The 18161-nt window shown below is 34.5% G+C and carries 14 protein-coding genes and 1 pseudogene; 4 read left to right on the top strand and 11 right to left on the bottom strand.

The window, feature by feature from the left end; genetic code table 11:
• Positions 1-5: 5 nt before the first annotated feature.
• The 7 genes from P5P89_RS11790 to metE all read right to left on the bottom strand — a co-directional run bounded on the left by P5P89_RS11790 (position 6) and on the right by metE (position 10259).
• Entirely contained in the window at positions 6-1544 is a 1539-nt protein-coding gene (locus tag P5P89_RS11790; protein ID WP_278008507.1) for a T9SS type A sorting domain-containing protein, read from the bottom strand.
• 68 nt (positions 1545-1612) lie between these two features.
• A complete protein-coding gene (locus tag P5P89_RS11795; protein ID WP_278008508.1) occupies positions 1613-2176 on the bottom strand; it encodes a hypothetical protein in 564 nt (187 codons plus the stop codon).
• 17 nt (positions 2177-2193) lie between these two features.
• On the bottom strand, positions 2194-2886 hold the full coding sequence (locus P5P89_RS11800) for a hypothetical protein (RefSeq protein WP_278008509.1): 693 nt from the start codon (positions 2884-2886) through the stop codon (positions 2194-2196).
• Between the two features lie 75 nt (positions 2887-2961).
• Complete coding sequence (locus tag P5P89_RS11805) at positions 2962-4527, bottom strand: hypothetical protein (protein ID WP_278008510.1); 1566 nt, start codon at positions 4525-4527, stop codon at positions 2962-2964.
• 24 nt (positions 4528-4551) lie between these two features.
• A complete protein-coding gene (locus tag P5P89_RS11810; protein WP_340696476.1) occupies positions 4552-6339 on the bottom strand; it encodes an O-antigen ligase family protein in 1788 nt (595 codons plus the stop codon).
• A gap of 360 nt (positions 6340-6699) precedes the next feature.
• Complete coding sequence (gene gldA, locus P5P89_RS11815; RefSeq protein ID WP_278008511.1) at positions 6700-7596, bottom strand: gliding motility-associated ABC transporter ATP-binding subunit GldA; 897 nt, start codon at positions 7594-7596, stop codon at positions 6700-6702.
• Positions 7597-7934: 338 nt separating this feature from the next.
• Complete coding sequence (metE, locus tag P5P89_RS11820) at positions 7935-10259, bottom strand: 5-methyltetrahydropteroyltriglutamate--homocysteine S-methyltransferase (protein ID WP_278008512.1); 2325 nt, start codon at positions 10257-10259, stop codon at positions 7935-7937.
• Positions 10260-10415: 156 nt separating this feature from the next.
• Between metE and P5P89_RS11825 the strand changes: the two are divergent.
• Positions 10416-10876 (top strand): annotated as a pseudogene (locus tag P5P89_RS11825) (Lrp/AsnC family transcriptional regulator).
• An 82-nt stretch (positions 10877-10958) separates the two neighbouring features.
• Positions 10959-12314, top strand: coding sequence for a deoxyguanosinetriphosphate triphosphohydrolase (locus P5P89_RS11830; protein WP_278008513.1), 1356 nt, complete (start codon positions 10959-10961; stop codon positions 12312-12314).
• Here P5P89_RS11830 and P5P89_RS11835 read toward each other — a convergent pair.
• The 4 genes from P5P89_RS11835 to P5P89_RS11850 form a co-directional block, all read right to left on the bottom strand.
• Positions 12311-13309, bottom strand: coding sequence for a DUF3078 domain-containing protein (locus P5P89_RS11835; RefSeq protein ID WP_278008515.1), 999 nt, complete (start codon positions 13307-13309; stop codon positions 12311-12313). The two genes, P5P89_RS11830 and P5P89_RS11835, sit on opposite strands and share 4 nt — an antisense overlap.
• Before the next feature lie 45 nt (positions 13310-13354).
• Entirely contained in the window at positions 13355-15136 is a 1782-nt protein-coding gene (locus tag P5P89_RS11840; protein ID WP_278008516.1) for a 1-deoxy-D-xylulose-5-phosphate synthase, read from the bottom strand.
• A gap of 54 nt (positions 15137-15190) precedes the next feature.
• The gene (locus P5P89_RS11845; protein ID WP_278008517.1) at positions 15191-15931 is read right to left on the bottom strand and encodes a hypothetical protein; all 741 of its coding nucleotides are present in this window, start codon (positions 15929-15931) and stop codon (positions 15191-15193) included.
• Positions 15932-16009: 78 nt separating this feature from the next.
• The gene (locus P5P89_RS11850; RefSeq protein WP_278008518.1) at positions 16010-16861 is read right to left on the bottom strand and encodes a hypothetical protein; all 852 of its coding nucleotides are present in this window, start codon (positions 16859-16861) and stop codon (positions 16010-16012) included.
• Positions 16862-16922: 61 nt separating this feature from the next.
• Here P5P89_RS11850 and P5P89_RS11855 point away from each other — a divergent pair, with 61 nt between their 5' ends.
• Complete coding sequence (locus P5P89_RS11855) at positions 16923-17366, top strand: nucleoside deaminase (RefSeq protein ID WP_278008519.1); 444 nt, start codon at positions 16923-16925, stop codon at positions 17364-17366.
• Positions 17367-17377: 11 nt separating this feature from the next.
• Positions 17378-18010 (top strand): hypothetical protein, encoded by a 633-nt coding sequence (locus P5P89_RS11860; RefSeq protein WP_278008520.1) that lies wholly within the window; start codon positions 17378-17380, stop codon positions 18008-18010.
• Positions 18011-18161: the final 151 nt, after the last annotated feature.

Below are 18161 nucleotides of genomic sequence, written 5' to 3' on the forward strand. Positions count from 1 at the left end.
AGCTCTTATTTTTTAATTAAAATAGTCGTTTTTACTTCTGTACCGTAAGTGAGCCTCAGTACGTAATACCCCGCAGGAGCATTTAATGAGAGAGTTCTGGTTTGTGTTCCCTGCTCCAGATTGTTCCATTGCTGGCTGTAGAGTTCCCTGCCTGTAATGTAATAAATGCTCACTCCTACGTCTGCAGTTTTTGCCAAATCGAAACTAAGGCTAAAGTCTGTTGCTACAGGATTAGGGTATATGGCTACAGAAGAAATGACTTCCTGAACTTCGCTTGTTCTGGTTTGTTTTTTCTCTAAAATCAGGTACATTGGTTTTTCGTTTTCACGCTCTTTGATATTATAAAGTTGCAGGTTTCCTACTATAAACAACGATTCATCGGTTTGCAGTAATTGTAGTCTGGCATCTTTAAATTCATATCGATTAAGACTGCCTTTGTAAAAATGCTCGGTACGGTCTATTTTAGAATCCTTAAATACAATGGCATCCTCTTGGATTTGAGCCTTAAAAGTAACGGTATCACCATCAATTTCTTTCCATTCGCCATTTAATGCTTTGCCATCCTGATTTAAATCTATCTGCAATGAAGTTTTGCTTAAGATATTTTGACCGCTAAAGTCATAGCGTAATATATAACCGGTGTAATTGCCGGAAATATCAGTTGCAATAAGAGCCTGTTTGACCTTTTTGAAAGTTTCAGGAGCTTCAGTCTCCTTAATGGTTATGACTTCTCCAATAGGAGCCGAAATGGTTTTTACCTGATTCGGACTATGATTTTCGGCCTCCGGATCATCCAGTTCCATCTGAGATGGCTTTACACCCATTGCTGCTGATTTACTGAGATGGGACTTAGCTTTTTCTAAATCGATATTTACTCCATAACCATTGCGGTAACACAGGCCCAACATGTACATTGCCCAGGGATTGTTTTTTTGTATGGCAACTTCAAAATGCTGTATGGCAATACCATAGTCTTGTGTACAGCCAAAGCCTTTATAATACAAATAACCTTGTAAATAACTGCAGTGTGAATTTCCTTTTTCAGCACCTTGTTTAAAAATGCTCATCGCGAGAGGATAATCCTGAGGAACTCCGTTTCCTCTCATTAGCATTCGCCCCCATGCAGTATAAGCAAAAGTATACCCTGATATTGCTGCTTTTTCAAAATACTGTATTGCTTTTATGGGATTTGCTGGGACACTTATGCCTTCCTGGTATATTATTCCGAGATTGTACCAGGCTTTAGCATAACCTGCCTTCGCTGCTTTTTCAAGCCATTTTATTCCTTCTTCTTCATTTACGGATATTCCAGTGCCTTTGGTGTAGATAAGTCCCAGTGCATTCATGGCCACTGAATTGCCTTGTGCTGCCAATTCAGTGTAACTGGCTATTGCTTTTTCAGGATTATAGTTTCTGCTTCCTTTTACAAGTTGAAGCCTAGCCATTATTAATGATTTGTTAGTATCTGGAGATTCCTGAGATTGTCCGAGCATACTACTCAGGAGCAACAACAAGTATACTCCTTTTTGGGTAATTTTCATCATTTGGTTATATATTGAGGTTAATAATCATACATTCCAGAGAATTTTATGGTTCACAGTTTTGGCAAACTTTACCATGCTAAGGCATTTTTTGCATTTTCATTTTTAGCTTTGCTTCGTTTTATGGCGTCCAGCTGCACTAATATTTCAGGTTTTTTTTGCTCAACATCACGAACCAGAAAACGCGTTTCAGAAGTGTTCCAGTTTTTGTTTTTTTCCAATGCAATCAATAATTTCAGGTGGTAAGTAGCCAGTTCAGGCATTAATTTTTGTATGTCTGCATTTTTAGTCAGTCCTTCTGATTCTAATGCAGACAAGCTTTGATTTGCTTTTTTTACGGCTTCATTTTTATTTTTCAAAGTGAGCCACTTATTGAATTGATCAGGGGTTATAATTTGGGTTATATTGTCAAATTCTGAGGGTAATGGTTTGGGAGGGCTTAAGCTTCCCTTTAAGTCATTTTCTTTATTTTCAATTATGATTTTTTCAAATGCAATATACTTAGCTAAGAGTGTGTCAATTTGATTTTTTGTAAGGTCGAGTTCTTTTTCAAATTTAACTACCGATGCATATTTATTATTAGCGTGTTTTTGGTCTGAAAGGATTTTAGCTCTAATCAATATAGGCGGTTCCATAAGTGTAGCTTTCAGGCTCAGGAAATCCTGTTTCTTTTTTCAAATCGTTCTGCTTTTTTATCCAGATAACCATTTTTATTAAAATGATAGTCTTTTATTTGTTGGTACTCTTCCTGTTCCTTTCCAGGGATATTTATTTTTAGTTTTTCAACACTTGCCCAGTCACTTTTAGTTTCCGCAATAGATTCGTCTTTGTACGAAAAATTGATTATTTGCGAATATTGATTTTGATTTAAGATTGTAGATAGTTTTCGATTTTCAAACTGGAGAGTTACTTTAGCTGATTTTTTAGGGGTATTCTCCAAGGAATCATTTAATTGACGTATTTTACTGATTTGTGTTGATTCGAGTTTTAATTCGGGTGCGAATTTTAAGGCTATCAAAAATCGATTGTCTTTATCCATTTCATAAGCATATTGTTCCATCTCTTCAATAGATAATATGTTTTTTAGAAACGTTTTATCAATAGTGTAATCATTTTTTAATTGATCTGCAGTGATGCCAGCTGCTAAACCAGCATTTACGATACTATCTGTTCTGATGAATTTTTTAGCAATTTTAATTTGCTTGTCTTCACTCAAATTTACTTTTGAGGTTACTTCGTCTATTTTATATATAATATGTGCCGGATATCGCTTGCTGACATTAGGGCTTACCTGTGCTATATTTAAAATAGGCACTAATAGCAAAATTTGGAATAGTGTTTTCATTTTTTTGTTATTTTGAATAGTATAAATTGATCTAAGATTTTGCAGTTTTTTTATATGTGTAATGTACTACCTCTGTTAGAACCAAAAATGTTCGCCATTGTCTTCTATAATAAAAGGACGTTCTAAACCTTTGGAGTCCCCCGCTAAAAATAGAAACAAAGCATTTTTAGGGACTTTTTCAAACTTCATTTCTGTTATAGGGCTTGTTACGGTTTGTTTTCCCAATATTTTCCATTTGTTATCCCAGTACAAAAGCTGGTAGGTGATGCCGAGTTTAAATTTCAGGTATTTTTCTTTTTCTGCTATAACAACCTCGCTGGTTTGTGCAAGGTCAGGCTGCAGTACCTTTGTGGTAGTATTGCCTATAACAACCGGAGCACCTGCGGGCGTTAATTTACCGTTGTTATAGTATTGCGGTATAATGACTGTTTGTTTGCACAGTTTTGTAAAAACAGTTTCGTTTTTATCTGTTTTTCCCCACCAGAAAGGTCTCCATGCCAATCCGTTAAAAGTCGTTGCGTACACAATTTTAGGTTGAATTGCTGTAGGATACAAAGGGCATTTTACGGTAGTAGTCTCCCAGAAATCATTGGTTACATCAATGTAATTTTGCTGTTGCAAGAAGCCTTTTGGTATATTGCTTATATCTTCGAAACTGGCTAATGTTTCCGGATTTTTAGAATACGTCAGACGTATTACTTTGGCAGGTTCCCTTGCCAGATTCTGACGAAAATCCTTTGTCCCGTAATCGCAATTAAGCATTTGTTTGTTTTCATCAAAAAATGTATTGGTGTAATGACCTTCTGTTGCTGTTGCCCAAAACGGAATGATGTTGACTGCTGCTGCGATACCCTGCGAGCGCATGGTAAATACATTCATGCTGGCAATATCTGAGCAGGGTCCCTGTTTGCGGAAAAGCAATTGAAGGCTGCCTAGTCTTGGCAAAGGTTCGCTGCGTTTTTCTTTCCAGTTGTTGACAAACCAGATGTCCTGATCATCTTTGACATAAGGTAAGGCGGCTTGAAAACCCCTGGCAGTAATTTTATCTTTTATCCATTTAAATTTACCAGCATAAGTACTGCGCCAGTCTTGAATTGGTTCTACGCTTACTCTGTACGGTAAAATGTATTCGCAAAAATCCTCGAATGAAGTTGTTTTTACAGCAGAAGATCGCCAGGCTTTAAAAGCATTTTCTAAATTTTCAATTAAAAATTCACTCTTGATGTTTTCGATATCTTTGTAAATAACAGGTTTGGGTTTGATGTCGGGATTTTTTTCTTTGATTGCTGCAAAAGCAGTTTGTGCCTGGAGAAAATCCGGGTAATCTAACTCATTATAATCGATTTTGTTTCCTTTAGTATCTTCCCAATAATAATCAGACGAAGAATGAATATCCATATTGGCAATCAAAAACTGCATCGCTTTTATTTTTTGGTCGTCACCGGTTTTATAAGCATATTGTAAGGCTTTTTCAAGTTCGGGTCTATTAGTTCCGGCATTTTTCAGATTTGTTTCAACAGAAGCAGGATATTGTGCCTGAATTAAAAGAGGAATTAGGAAGAATACGATTTTCAGGATTCCCGAAATTCGAAGAACAGAATATTGGGATATATTTATTTTGGTAGTTTTTTTATCATACATATTATTTATTTTAATTTTTATACTTTAATTGATTCTCGATTTTTGGTTTATTTCATTTTGTTTGAATTTTGCCTGCTCGAAATTGTTTAACAAAATCTGACACCTTTTTTTATACTGATTCACTTTTTCGGATGGTATTTTTGGTTGAAGCTGAATAATTTCCTCTGCCAGAGCCGCTGCTTTAGAAGTTTTATTGTTTTTTAGGTACCCTTTTAGAAGTCTCATTCGATACGAGAACTTTATCGGATACAAAGCACTAAGTATTTCGTATTGCTTAACCGCCTGCGGATATTGTTTTAGTCTTTCATAACAAATCCCAGTTCCTAAATAAATATCCGGTAACGAGCTTAATGCTCTTGCTTTTTGAAAACAGTCTAAAGACTTTTGGTATAATTGTTTTTCAAAATAAATGGCACCATAGTTTTTCCAATAATTAGGATCTTCTTGTAAGCAAATCTCTAAAGGAGATATGATTTGTAAGGCTTGTTCATAATGTCCTGCTTCTTTTGAGAGTTTCGCTTTTTTGTTTTGTATGTCAGCCGAAGCCATTCCAAAAATCAGATAAGATGCATACAAACTGACTGATGCCACTACAATTTTAGTAAGGATAGGAAATGCCCTGTTTTTTTCAATGAAAGTAAGATATAGAGAAAACTTTAAATTTTTTAAAGTGCTGCAAATAATGGAGGCATAGATTATTCCCATGCACATTACAGGTACAATTTGCATAGTAGAATTTACCATTGACATTGTCATAAAGGCTACTATCCCCGCATAGGCTAAATTGAAAAAACTGTTGGTCTGTAAATCATTATCCTGATTGATATCATCTTGATTTATTCTGTTTCTTTGTTTTAAGCTAAAAAGTAAAGAACCAAAAAATAGAGAAATTAACAGAAGACCAATGCTCCCGCCTTCAACTGTATTTTGAAGGATTTCATTATGAGGCATAATCACAGGCCCAGCATTGGTTAATTCTTCGGTAGTTGCTTTTCTTTTTTGAATATAGTTTGCCTGATATAAATTGTATTCTTTCTCAAAATAACCGTAGCCATAACCCGTTAATGGTTTTTCGGCAGCCATTTGTGTAGATACTTTCCATATGAATTTCCGTCCATCGGCAGAATCTTTTTTTGCATTATATAAACTTGAACTTAAAGCAAAACCGATCATTATTGCTAAGATAAATACCGCTTTGACGGTAATACTGTTTTTTTTGTTTTTTAACCAATCTGCTAACTTATACTCTAAGCTATAGAAGACAAGTATTGATAAAATGGTTCCAATAAAGGCTGTTCGGCATTTAAGCAGTAGCATTGCAATTAGCAGAAACAAAAAGCCTGTTAAGAATAATTTTCTGTATCGGGTCTGAAATAGGTATAGAAAAATTGGTATTGTAAGCGCTAAAAAGATAGCCGTGACATTGGGATTATTCCAACTGCCTGTAACCTGGAAAAATTTATTTGCACTTTTGAATATACCCAAAAACTGGAGAAGACAATGTAAAGATTCCATAATGGCAATTCCTGCAACCCCCATTAAAAATTGTCTCGATTTGAAGTCAGTTTTGCTAAAAATACGAGTTGCGCTAATAAATAGAAAATAGAGAGCAATACTATAAATGGTGAAAACCAGCGTTGCTTTATTTGTCATATAATTGCATAAGACATACATACTCCATATTCCGAACAAAACAACAGGTGTTTTGAATTTAAAATCTTTTTGGACAGGAGAAAAAAAGAGATAATTGTAAAGAGAAAAACAGTGATACAAAATCCGTAATAAGCAACAGCTGTTGAGGTGTAAAAACATTCGGTATTAACGAGTGTTACAATAATAACAGTAAATAACAACAGAATATTTAATGTATTATTAAGATAATAAATGAATTTCAATTTTTTTAACTTTAAAAATGATAAGAGCGTAAAAATAGAGTTAAAAAAAATGATAGGTAATACCGGAATTTAGTGATATTTGTGTTATTTACATTTATTAATTTTATACTTAATGAAGTACGATGTCACGAGTTTTTTTATTTATGAAAATAAAGTTTATTTGAAGCAGACAATATTGCTGTTTCTTTATAATATAAGTTTTTACTGTAATTTGTTATTATAAAAAAAGAGGAAACCGTATCTGTACGGCTTCCTCTTTTGTGATGAGTCTTAAAACCTATTTGGTAATCTCCCTGAAAACAGCTTCCAGGTTTTTATTTTTCTGATTAAGCTGCAAAGTTTTTAATCCATTATCGTGTGCAAAATCAAAAACAGCGGGTCTCATGTCTTTATCTGACAGGAAAGTTAATTCCCAAAGACAATCGTGTATGTTTTTAAACGATTTTAAATGCGGGATTGCAGCAATTGCCTGTTCTTCAATTTTATAATCAAATTCAACTTCGATTACCTGTTCTTTATCTGCCGAAATTAAATGGTCCAGTTTTTTATCTGCTACAATTTTTCCTTTGTCAATAATGATCACGCGGTCACAAATGGCCTCTACTTCCTGCATGATGTGAGTTGACAGAAATACGGTTTTATCTTTACCAACATTTTTAATCACATTTCTAATTTCAATCAATTGATTCGGATCTAATCCTGTAGTCGGTTCGTCCAGAATCAACACATCAGGATTGTGTAATAGGGCATTGGCAAGACCTACACGCTGACGGTATCCTTTTGATAACTGACTGATTTTTTTATGGCTCTCCGGTGATAGTCCTGTGAGTTGAATCACTTCTTCGATTCTGGATTTATTCACTTTATAAACATCGGCATTAAAAGCCAAATATTCACGAACATATAAATCTAAATATAGAGGATTATGTTCTGGTAAATAGCCAATAGAACGCTGGACCTCTTTTGTATTTGCCAAAACATCCTGGCCATTTACTAAAGCTGAGCCATCATCTGCAAGTAAATAAGTGGTCAAAATCTTCATTAAAGTAGATTTTCCGGCACCATTTGGACCAAGAAATCCAACTATTTCCCCTTTTTGAATCGAGAATGAAATAGCATCTAATGCTTTTTGAGTTCCGTAACTTTTTGATATGTTGTTTACTTCTATCGACATGACTTTTTATTTACTGCAAAAATAAACAGAAATAGTATCGGTTGCTAAATTTTGTTCTTTATTGAACTTAATTAAATTGAAAATTTAAAAGGTTGGCCTTAAAAAACAGAAAACAATAATGAAAACGAAAGCCTTTGATTTAGCCCCGATAGGAACGACATCCTTTTTCTGGCTCCTTTAGCCGGAAAAAGATATAGTGAATAGCGGGAGAGGTTTTATACTAATGAAGATGTCTCTGCTTCAAAAAAAATGCCAACAAAGTGAAGCCGGAACGAATCATAACTACAAGAGTCCGACTTCACCTGTTGACAATAAAACAAGAAATTATTTAAAAGGCATTATAAACTTACAGGATATTCGATTGCAGCTCTCATTTCCTGAGCGGCTGTAACCATTGCAATTAAAGCTTTTTTTGTTTCATCCCAATGGCGTGTTTTAAGACCGCAATCCGGATTAACCCATAACTGATCTACGGGAATTACCGCTGAAGCTTTCTCTAGCAATTTCACCATTTCTTCGCTTGAAGGAACACGCGGCGAGTGAATATCGTAAACTCCCGGTCCAATTTCGTTTGGATAGTTAAAATCTGCAAAAGCATCTAATAGTTCCATTTGAGAGCGGGAACATTCAATAGTGATAACGTCAGCGTCCATATCAGCAATGTTTTGAATGATATCATTGAACTCGCTGTAACACATGTGTGTGTGAATTTGCGTATCATCATTTACACCGGAAGCAGAAATTCTAAATGCTTTTACAGCCCAGTCTAAATAGGTTGCCCATTCTTCTTTTCGCAATGGCAAACCTTCACGAATGGCAGGCTCATCAATTTGAATAATTTTGATTCCGGCTTTTTCCAAATCCACAACTTCATCACGAATTGCCAAAGCAATCTGGGTACAGGTTTCAGAACGTGGCTGATCGTTGCGAACGAATGACCATTGCATGATGGTTACAGGTCCTGTCAACATTCCTTTTACCCATTTTGGAGTCAAAGATTGTGCATATTTCGACCATTTTACTGTCATTGGGTTTGGTCTTGAAACGTCTCCGTAAATAACAGGAGGTTTTACACAGCGGCTTCCGTAACTTTGTACCCAGCCGTTTTTGGTAAACGTAAATCCGGCTAATTGTTCGCCAAAATATTCCACCATATCGTTGCGCTCAAATTCGCCGTGAACTAAAACGTCGATTCCGGTTTCTTCCTGAAAACGAATGGTAGCTTCCGTTTCTTTTTCGATTAAATCATTGTATTGTTCGGCGGTCAATTCTCCTTTTTTGAATTTGGCTCTCCAGCTTCTCACTTCAGTTGTCTGAGGAAAAGATCCAATGGTGGTGGTTGGGAATAAAGGCAGTTTTAAAGCTTCAATCTGGCTTTTTCTGCGGACAGCAAAATTATTTTTGCGTTTATCATCAGAAGCCGTAATGTTGGCAACACGCTTTTTTACTTCGTCATTATGAATTAATTTTGAGGTTTTGCGGTTTTCGTTTGCCACTATATTTCTTTCATAATCAGCTGATAATTTAACGTCAACTTCTTTTGAAGCAAATTGTTTCAACAATACAATTTCGTTGATTTTTTGTTTTGCGAAAGCCAGCCATTGTTTGATTTCCGGCGTTAATGTCTGATTGTTTGTTTCTAAATCCAAATCGCAAGGACTGTGAATTAAGGAGCAGGACGGAGCAACTAAAATCCTGTTTTCTCCCAATACAGCCGTTGCTTTTTGGATTAATTCTAACGATTTTACAAAATCATTTTTCCAGATATTTCTTCCATCTACAACTCCTAAAGAAAGATTTACGTTTGAAGCTAATTTTCCGGATTCTAAAATATCATCTAATTGTAAAGGGCAACGAACTAAATCTAAATGGAGAGTATCAACCGGAAGAGCCAAAGCGGTTTCTATATTTTCTCCAAAACAGTCAAAGTAATTCGCTAAAACAACTTTAAGTTTTGGAAACCGATTATTGATTTCGTTGTACACTTTTGTGAAAGCGCTTCTCTCTTTATCAGTTAAATTTAAAGCTAAGAAGGGCTCGTCAAATTGAATATATTCAGCATTTTCTGCTTGTAATCTCTCCAGGATTTCAAAATAAACCGGAAGCAGTTTATCCAGAAGATCAATTCGGTGAAAACCTTCTTCTTTCTCTTTTCCTAATAATAAATAAGAAACAGGCCCGATTAAAACAGGTTTTGTTTTCACGCCTATATCTTTCGCTTCTTTAAATTCATGGACTATTTTTTCTGAAAACAATTCGAATTTTTGGTTTTTTGTGAATTCAGGAACGATGTAATGGTAGTTGGTGTCAAACCATTTGGTCATTTCCATCGCAACAACATCCTGGCCGTTTTTTTGTGCTCCTCTTGCCATAACAAAATACAAGTCAAGCGATGAATTTGATTTAGCGAATTCATAGTAACGTTCCGGAATGGCCCCAACTGTCAAAGTTAAATCCAAGACCTGATCGTAAAACGAAAAATCATTTGACGGAATCAGATCAACTCCTGTATCCGATTGTAATTTCCAGTTTTTAAGACGGATTTCTTTTCCGGTGTCAATCAGTTCATCAGCTGAAATTTTTCCCGCCCAGTACAATTCAGAGGCTTTTTTTAGTTCTCTGTTGCTGCCAATTCTTGGGTAACCTAAATTATTTGTCTTCATTGTGCTTCAGTATTTTTTACTAAACAAATATACATTTATGGTTTTTAAAACTTATATTTGAGTATTATTTAAGTAAATTGATTTTTAAAAATGCCTTTTTAAAGATTATATTACTGATGAATTATTGAAAAACGATTTCTAACCGTAAAAATTACTATGGAAAATTTAGATAAAACCGATTTGTTGATCCTAAAACACTTACAGGAAAACTCAAATATCAACACAAAAGATCTCGCCAGTAAATTATTTCTGACAGTGACACCAGTTTATGAACGTATAAAAAGGTTAGAACGTGATGGTTACATTACAAAATATGTTGCGCTTCTGGACAGAAAAAAATGAATCGGGGGATGATTGTTTTTTGCAATGTGCGGTTAAAAGAACACGCAAAAAATGTGGGAAGTAATTTTGTAAAAGATATTGTAGCACTTCCTGAAATTATAGAATGTTATAATATTGCCGGTGATTATGATTTTATGCTAAAGATTCTGGTACAGGATATGGCTAGTTATCAGGATTTTGTAATGAATAAATTGTCAACGATAGAAAATATCGGAAATACGAATAGTATTTTTGTAATGGGCGAAATCAAACATAGCACGGCACTGGAGTTTTAATCATTATAAAATCGTAAAATAAAATGTATTTTTGAAGTTTAGATCAGTAATCTAAATCATAAATCCACAATCTGAAATCATAATGAACTGGGAACAACTTTTATCTCTTAAAAAACAAGGTGACACAAGCAAAAGATTACGTATAGAACAAGATGATACGCGTTTAGGTTTTGAGGTCGATTATGACCGAATCATCTTTTCGTCTGCATTTCGGTCTCTGCAGGATAAAACACAGGTGATTCCGCTTTCTAAAACAGATTTTGTGCATACCAGATTGACGCATAGTTTAGAAGTTTCAGTTGTAGGACGTTCCTTAGGACGCCTGGTTGGGAAAAAAATTATAGAGAAGTACCCTTATTTAAAAGAAGTTCACGGTTATCATATGAATGATTTCGGAGCCATTGTGGCTGCGGCTTCGTTGGCCCATGATATCGGGAATCCGCCATTTGGACATTCTGGTGAAAAAGCTATTGGAGAATATTTCTCAAGTGGAAAAGGATTAAGATACAAAGATAAACTTACTGCAAAACAGTGGCAGGACCTGATTGATTTTGAAGGAAATGCCAATGGATTTTCGGTCCTAACCGGAAGCCGCCCTGGAATAGAAGGCGGGCTTAGAATTTCGTATGCAACTCTTGGCGCTTTTATGAAATATCCAAAAGAAAGCCTTCCTAAAAAACCGACTAATAATATTGCCGATAAAAAATACGGTTTCTTTCAGGCGGATAAAGTTTTCTTTCAGGAAGTTGCAGAAGATATGGGCTTGATTTCGAACAAAGAAGAGGGAGATATTGGCTTTGAAAGACATCCTCTTGCCTATCTGGTTGAAGCGGCAGACGATATCTGTTATACCATAATTGATTTTGAAGATGGCATAAATTTAGGTTTGGTTTCTGAAGATTATGCTTTAGAATACCTCATCAAACTGGTAAAAGATAATATAGGTGTTGATAAATACAATTTATTAGAAACCAAAGAAGACCGAATCAGTTATCTTCGTGCTTTGGCGATTGGAGCTTTGATTAATGATGCTGTAGAAGTTTTTATTGAAAACGAAGAAGAAATCCTGGCAGGAAATTTCCCTTTTGCCTTAACAGATAAAAGCAAATATAAGGCACAGATGAATGATATTATCAAACTAAGTATCGATAAAATCTACCAAAGCCGTGAAGTAATTGAGAAAGAAATTGTAGGCTATCAAATAATTCAGACTTTGCTGGATAAATTTATTACCGCTTTTAATAACAAATATGAAGGAACTGCTTCAAATTACGATAAATTAATCCTGAAGATGCTTCCTGAAAAACATCATTTGGAAAAAGGTAATTTATATGAGCGTCTGCTTCATATTTGTCACTACGTTTCCCTTTTAACGGATGGAAATGCGTTAGAATTATATGAAATGATTAACGGCAGAAAAAAAGTTAATCCATTTTAAAAAGCATATACAAGGCCAACACCCAGAACTTGTCTTAATTGCATTCTTGGTCCATCATCAATTTGTGATTTTGAACCTGAGACAGGGTCAACAACATCTTTTTTAGTTTTAATATCATCGTCATAAACGAGATGAACACCAATATTTGCTTTTACATAAGCATTAACCACAAGATCTAAACGAGTATCATAATCGATATCAACATTTCCAAAGCGGTTTAAATAATCAGTATATAAAGTCAGTCTGTTTTCGTAAAAAACATTTTTGTAAATCTCGCTTTTCATGTAGCCTGTAAATAAGATACCGAACTCAGCTTTTACTTTCTGGCCTTCTTCAATTAAAATTTGGTTATTAGGGTCAAGAGGGTCGGTAGCATAAACCGCTTTTTTAACACCAAAAGCTCCCTGATCTGCTAAATCCTGATCTAATACTAAAGTGGTTTTTAACGTGATTGGGGAGAAATAAAAGGTTCTGTTCTTTTTCTTATCTGAATTTTCTGCTCCGGCTCCCAGAAAGATATAAGCGGGAGCAAAAGGTTTAGAGATTGCTACATCCCTGTTTGGATATCGGTAACCGTTGGTAAACTGAGTATTGAAATTGAATTTTGCGGAATAAAACCAATTAGAGATAGTATCTTTTCTAAAACCATAAGTGGAGTTAAACTGGATAGCATCATCCGTTTTTCTTAGTTCGGTACCATCTTGTTTATTCATTCCGTATTTTACAATAAGTTCATTAAACCATTTATGATTGTCTTTATTGTAGGTTCTGGTAAACTCGCCCTTAAAAAGTCCTGAAACAGAACTTGTTCCCCCTGCACTCCAGTTAACAAACGCAATTTCTGAAATATCAAAACCAAGTTTGTTTTTTTTAGTCCAGTTAGAAGGAGGTGGGGCTATTTGCCCAGGATCTAATGTCGTTCTGATAATTTGAGAAAAACTGTTAGCTGTAAATAAAATAATGAATAAAAAAAGGGTAGAGCGGAGTAATTTCATTATGTTTAACTTTTAATTTCTTTTCGGCCGTGCAAAATACTTATTTTATAATTTTTTAAAAAGATTTACAAGACTTTTAACGTCAATTTTGCAAAAATGTTGTTGCTCAATTACTGTGCCATGTTCGATGAAAATGTCCGGAATACCCAAAATTTCTATTTTCTTCACAAAATTATTTGCTGTTGCATATTCTAAAACCGCACTTCCCAAACCACCAATTTTTGTGCCGTCCTCAATAGTAATGATATTATCAAAAGAAGCTAATATTTTGTCTAACAAATCATTGTCTAAAGGTTTTATAAAAGGAAAATCGTAATGGGCAATTGTTTGAGGATTTTCTAATTCTTTTAAGGCAGCAATTACATTATTTCCAATCGCACCGGTAGATAAAACAGCTGTTTTTGTTCCGTCTTTTAAACAATTTGCTTTTCCAATCGGGACAGTATTGTAATGTCCGAAATTTTCTTTTCCCCAGTTTGGCAAAACACCACGACCACGCGGATATCGAATTGCTATTGGATGATCTAATCCCAACTGGACAGTATACAAAATATTTTGAAGGGCAATTTCATTAATTGGCGCATAAATAATCATATTAGGGATCGCTCTTAAATAAGCAATATCATAAGCACCATGATGAGTTGCTCCGTCTTCGCCAACCAGACCGGCTCTGTCTAAACAAAAAATAACCGGTAAATTTTGTAAAGCAACGTCATGAATTACCTGATCATAAGCACGTTGTAAAAAAGTAGAATAGATATTGCAATATACAATCATGCCTTGTGTTGCCATTCCGGCAGCAAGTGTCACAGCATGCTGTTCGGCAATTCCAACGTCAAAAGCACGTTCAGGAATTTCATCCATCATGAATTTTAAAGAACTTCCTGATGGCATCGCAGGGGTTATTCCAATGATTTTTTCGTTTTTTTTGGCTAAATCTAAAATAGTCAATCCAAAAACATCCTGATATTTTGGAGGCAGATTCTCTTCAGATTTTAAATGAATTTCTCCAGTTAATGCATCAAATTTTCCCGGCGCATGATATTTCACCTGATTCTCTTCAGCCTGCTGCAGACCTTTTCCTTTTGTGGTAACAATATGAAGGAACTTTGGCCCTTTTGTCTTTTTTAAACGATTTAATTCTTTTATTAATAACGGAAGATCATGCCCGTCTATTGGACCTGAATAATCAAAATTTAAAGATTTGATGATGTTATTTTGTTTCGGATTTTTTCCGTTTTTAACCGCTGTCAGATATTTTTTTAAAGCTCCGACACTGGGATCGATTCCGATTGCATTATCGTTTAATATGACCAGAATATTAGCATCTGTAACTCCGGCATGGTTTAAACCTTCAAATGCCATTCCGCTTGCGATTGAAGCATCGCCAATTACTGCAATGTGTTCTTTGTCAAAATCGCCTTTTAATTTAGAAGCAATCGCCATTCCGAGTGCCGCAGAAATTGATGTTGAAGAGTGCCCAACGCCAAAAGGATCATAAATACTTTCGTCTCTTTTTGGAAATCCCGAAACGCCGCCAAGCTGTCTGTTGGTGTGAAAATTTTCTCTTCTTTTGGTCAAAATTTTATGCCCGTAAGCCTGATGTCCAACATCCCAAACTAATAAATCATCAGGAGTGTTAAAGACGTAATGCAATGCAATTGTAAGTTCTACCACGCCTAAACTGGCGCCCAAATGTCCTTCTTTTACCGAAACCACCTCAATAATAAATTGACGTAATTCCTGAGCAACTTGTACAAGCTGCTCTTCTTTTAAGAGGCGTAAATCGGCGGGATTGTAGATACCTGAAAGTAAATTGCTTTTCATTGTAAGGATAAAAAGCAAATTTACGGTTTTAAATTTAATTTTTTTGGATGAGTCTTATTTCAAAAAAAGAGGAACAGAATATTGCATTTTGATTTTTTTTCCGTTGAATTCTCCTGGTTTCCATTTAGGGCATAAGCTGAGAACTCTGATTATTTCTTTCTCCACAGAATCTTCAACTGCCGGCGAACATTCAAGAAGTGAAACTGTACCATTTTTTTCTACTGCAAATGCGAGATTAAGATTAATTTTCCAATAACTTGCACCCTCCGGTTTTTTATATTCTTTCATGAAAAAATTGTGAAACTGTTCGATTCCACCGGGGAATTCTGCATTGATCTGAGATGGAATTTCTCCAGTAGGGGTAGCTTTAATCATGGTTTTTGCAGAGCTGTTTTTCTCATTCTTCGTTTTCTCAGACTGCAGGGTTTTATTTTCTTTAGATGTTACAGATTTTACAAGATTTTCCCTTGCTGGTGATGAAAGGGAATGATTAGGGGTGTTTTTGAGAGAAGTTGTTTTAGATGGAATAACTTCTTCTTTATTAATTTCAATATTTTTTTCAGGAAGTTCCAAGTCATCTTTTTTTGATAGCTGAGAGGAGTGAGGAATCGGTTTGGATTTGTTGATATTATGCGTTTCTGTATCAACGACTTCAATTTCGTTATTTTGTTTTTTGTTGTTTTTATCGGTACAGCCACACAAAGGTTTGCTAATGAAAAGAATAAAAAATATAAAAAATATTTTATAATAGTATGTCTGTATGTATAAAATGAGATTTGGATTTTGGACTGTCATCTTATTTCGGTTTTCATTAAAGGATTTTGGGATTGTTATTTTACAATTACTTTTCATTATTGAAATGATATTGGTAAACTATATTTGGTTCGTGTTTTTTTTACCATTTTGTTCTCCCGATTGCCATTTGGGATACAATTTTAAAACATGTGTTATTTCTGCTTCTATTTTTGGTTCTGCCTTTTTTGGGAATTCAAATGATGACAGGGAACCATCCTTTTCTATTATAAACGAAACTATAATTCTGGACTTTGGACTTTCGATTTCTTCAGGAAGTTTAAGTTCGTTTACTAAAAACTGATAAAAATTATTAATCCCACCAGGATAATATGGAGTTGTTTCAATTGCAGCTCCTGTGATATAAATATCTGCTTCTACAATAGAATCTTGCAAAATTGTTTTTGATGAAGATTTGTTGTCGTTACCATATGTTGTTTCTCCACAATCTGTAGGTGTTGGTTTTACAAATTTGACACGAGTGTTTTTTTGTGAAACTGAGACTTCAATGGATTCGCTATTTTCTGATGGTATTTTTTCGCTGTTGTTTTGTTGTGATTTGTTATCCTCAACAACTTCAATCTTATCAATTTTCTTTTTGTTTCCATCTTTATCGGCACAGCTAAACAAGCTTGTTCCCATCACAATAAACAATGCCAGTAAAAATATTTTATGATAATGCGTTTGAGAATATAAAATGCGATCCGGAATTTGAATAGTAATAGAATCTAATTGTGATTTTTTAAATCTGCCGCAAATACTTGCATTTTGATTTTGAATAAAGAAACGCTGAATTTCATTCGGAAGCATGGCAGTAAAATCAACCACCGTTTTAGAACAGTTCATACAGAAACGGCCATTATCCTTTGGCGTCATCTTGTCCCAGTTTTCCTGGCAAGGTTCCGATATGGTGATTTTGTAATTTCTTTCCATGCTTGAATTTGAGGATTTAAAAGTAATAAAAATAAAGTGGAAAAGTCCTATTTTTGCAGTTATGATAAATCCTTTCACCGACGAATATTTTATGAAAAAAGCTTTGCAAGAAGCTGAAATGGCTTTTAATAAAGGCGAGATTCCTGTTGGAGCTGTGATTGTTGTGGCTGATAAAGTGATTGCAAGCAGTCATAATTTAACGGAATTGTTAAACGATGTTACAGCACATGCCGAAATGCAGTCGATAACCGCAGCAGCAAATTTTCTGGGAGGGAAATATTTAAAGGATTGCACGCTGTATGTTACTCTGGAACCTTGTCAGATGTGTACCGGTGCGTTGTACTGGAGCCAGATTTCAAAAATTGTTTTTGGAGCCAGAGATGAACAGAGAGGTTTTATGGCTATGGGAACAAAACTGCATCCCAAAACTACTGTTGTTTCTGGTATAATGGCTAATGAAGCAGCTGATTTAATGAAGCGTTTTTTTATCGAAAGACGAAAATAATTCTAAAGAGCATGACAGATTTTTTAGTAATAAAAAAATTATTTCATATTATGCAGCCAAATGGTTTTACAAATGTTGAAATTCAAGTTGTAAAAGATATTTTTGGACAACTTCCTGATGTTTTTGTAGATTATTATACTGAATTAGGTAAAATACAAAACTTAAATCATACCCAAGATTTATTGATTGTCCCACAACGCTTTCAATATTACAAAAACGATGATTATTTGATATTTTATTCTGAAAATCAAAAGGCTTGTGTTTGGGCAATCCATAAAGATGATTTGTCAAAATCAAATCCGCCTGTTTACATGAGTTATGATGAAAAAGAATGGAATCTTGAAACAGAAACTTTATCAGATTTTTTTACTGCAATGGCATTTTTACAAGCAGGTTTTGCATTAGAATTTACTTGTGATACATTTTATAAAATCGAACCAAACGAATTAGATTTCATTGCTCAGAATTTTACGGTAAAAGGAGTTTCGTTTACCCAATGGGTTGAAGGAATAAAATTCTATGGAAATCATTCAGATGATGTAATTGTTATCATAAACGATAATCAAATGCATTATTCCTCAAATACCGAAAAACACTTTCTTGAAATGGACAAAGTTTTATCAAAATTAGGTTCTGAGCTTTAAGAATGATAATAAAACTTCAACAAAAGTTAAATAATTATCATAAGGAAATTTCTTCTAAAAATATTTTACTTTTAACATAATTTAAATTACTTTTTACTGTTATGCAATTAATAGTAAATTCTGTTAATTTTATAGTTTTCTAACCCATTAA

Origin of the sequence: Flavobacterium gyeonganense (assembly GCF_029625295.1) — a bacterium.
Lineage (GTDB): Bacteria > Bacteroidota > Bacteroidia > Flavobacteriales > Flavobacteriaceae > Flavobacterium > Flavobacterium gyeonganense.

What these genes read in the sequence shown, in the direction of transcription:
- P5P89_RS11790 (WP_278008507.1), bottom strand. Translation starts at nt 1,544, where the DNA reads ATGATGAAAATTACCCAAAAAGGAGTATACTTGTTGTTGCTCCTGAGT.
- P5P89_RS11795 (WP_278008508.1), bottom strand. Translation starts at nt 2,176, where the DNA reads ATGGAACCGCCTATATTGATTAGAGCTAAAATCCTTTCAGACCAAAAA.
- P5P89_RS11800 (WP_278008509.1), bottom strand. Translation starts at nt 2,886, where the DNA reads ATGAAAACACTATTCCAAATTTTGCTATTAGTGCCTATTTTAAATATA.
- P5P89_RS11805 (WP_278008510.1), bottom strand. Translation starts at nt 4,527, where the DNA reads ATGTATGATAAAAAAACTACCAAAATAAATATATCCCAATATTCTGTT.
- P5P89_RS11810 (WP_340696476.1), bottom strand. Translation starts at nt 6,339, where the DNA reads ATGTTTTTACACCTCAACAGCTGTTGCTTATTACGGATTTTGTATCAC.
- gldA (WP_278008511.1), bottom strand. Translation starts at nt 7,596, where the DNA reads ATGTCGATAGAAGTAAACAACATATCAAAAAGTTACGGAACTCAAAAA.
- metE (WP_278008512.1), bottom strand. Translation starts at nt 10,259, where the DNA reads ATGAAGACAAATAATTTAGGTTACCCAAGAATTGGCAGCAACAGAGAA.
- P5P89_RS11830 (WP_278008513.1), top strand. Translation starts at nt 10,959, where the DNA reads ATGAACTGGGAACAACTTTTATCTCTTAAAAAACAAGGTGACACAAGC.
- P5P89_RS11835 (WP_278008515.1), bottom strand. Translation starts at nt 13,309, where the DNA reads ATGAAATTACTCCGCTCTACCCTTTTTTTATTCATTATTTTATTTACA.
- P5P89_RS11840 (WP_278008516.1), bottom strand. Translation starts at nt 15,136, where the DNA reads ATGAAAAGCAATTTACTTTCAGGTATCTACAATCCCGCCGATTTACGC.
- P5P89_RS11845 (WP_278008517.1), bottom strand. Translation starts at nt 15,931, where the DNA reads ATGACAGTCCAAAATCCAAATCTCATTTTATACATACAGACATACTAT.
- P5P89_RS11850 (WP_278008518.1), bottom strand. Translation starts at nt 16,861, where the DNA reads ATGGAAAGAAATTACAAAATCACCATATCGGAACCTTGCCAGGAAAAC.
- P5P89_RS11855 (WP_278008519.1), top strand. Translation starts at nt 16,923, where the DNA reads ATGATAAATCCTTTCACCGACGAATATTTTATGAAAAAAGCTTTGCAA.
- P5P89_RS11860 (WP_278008520.1), top strand. Translation starts at nt 17,378, where the DNA reads ATGACAGATTTTTTAGTAATAAAAAAATTATTTCATATTATGCAGCCA.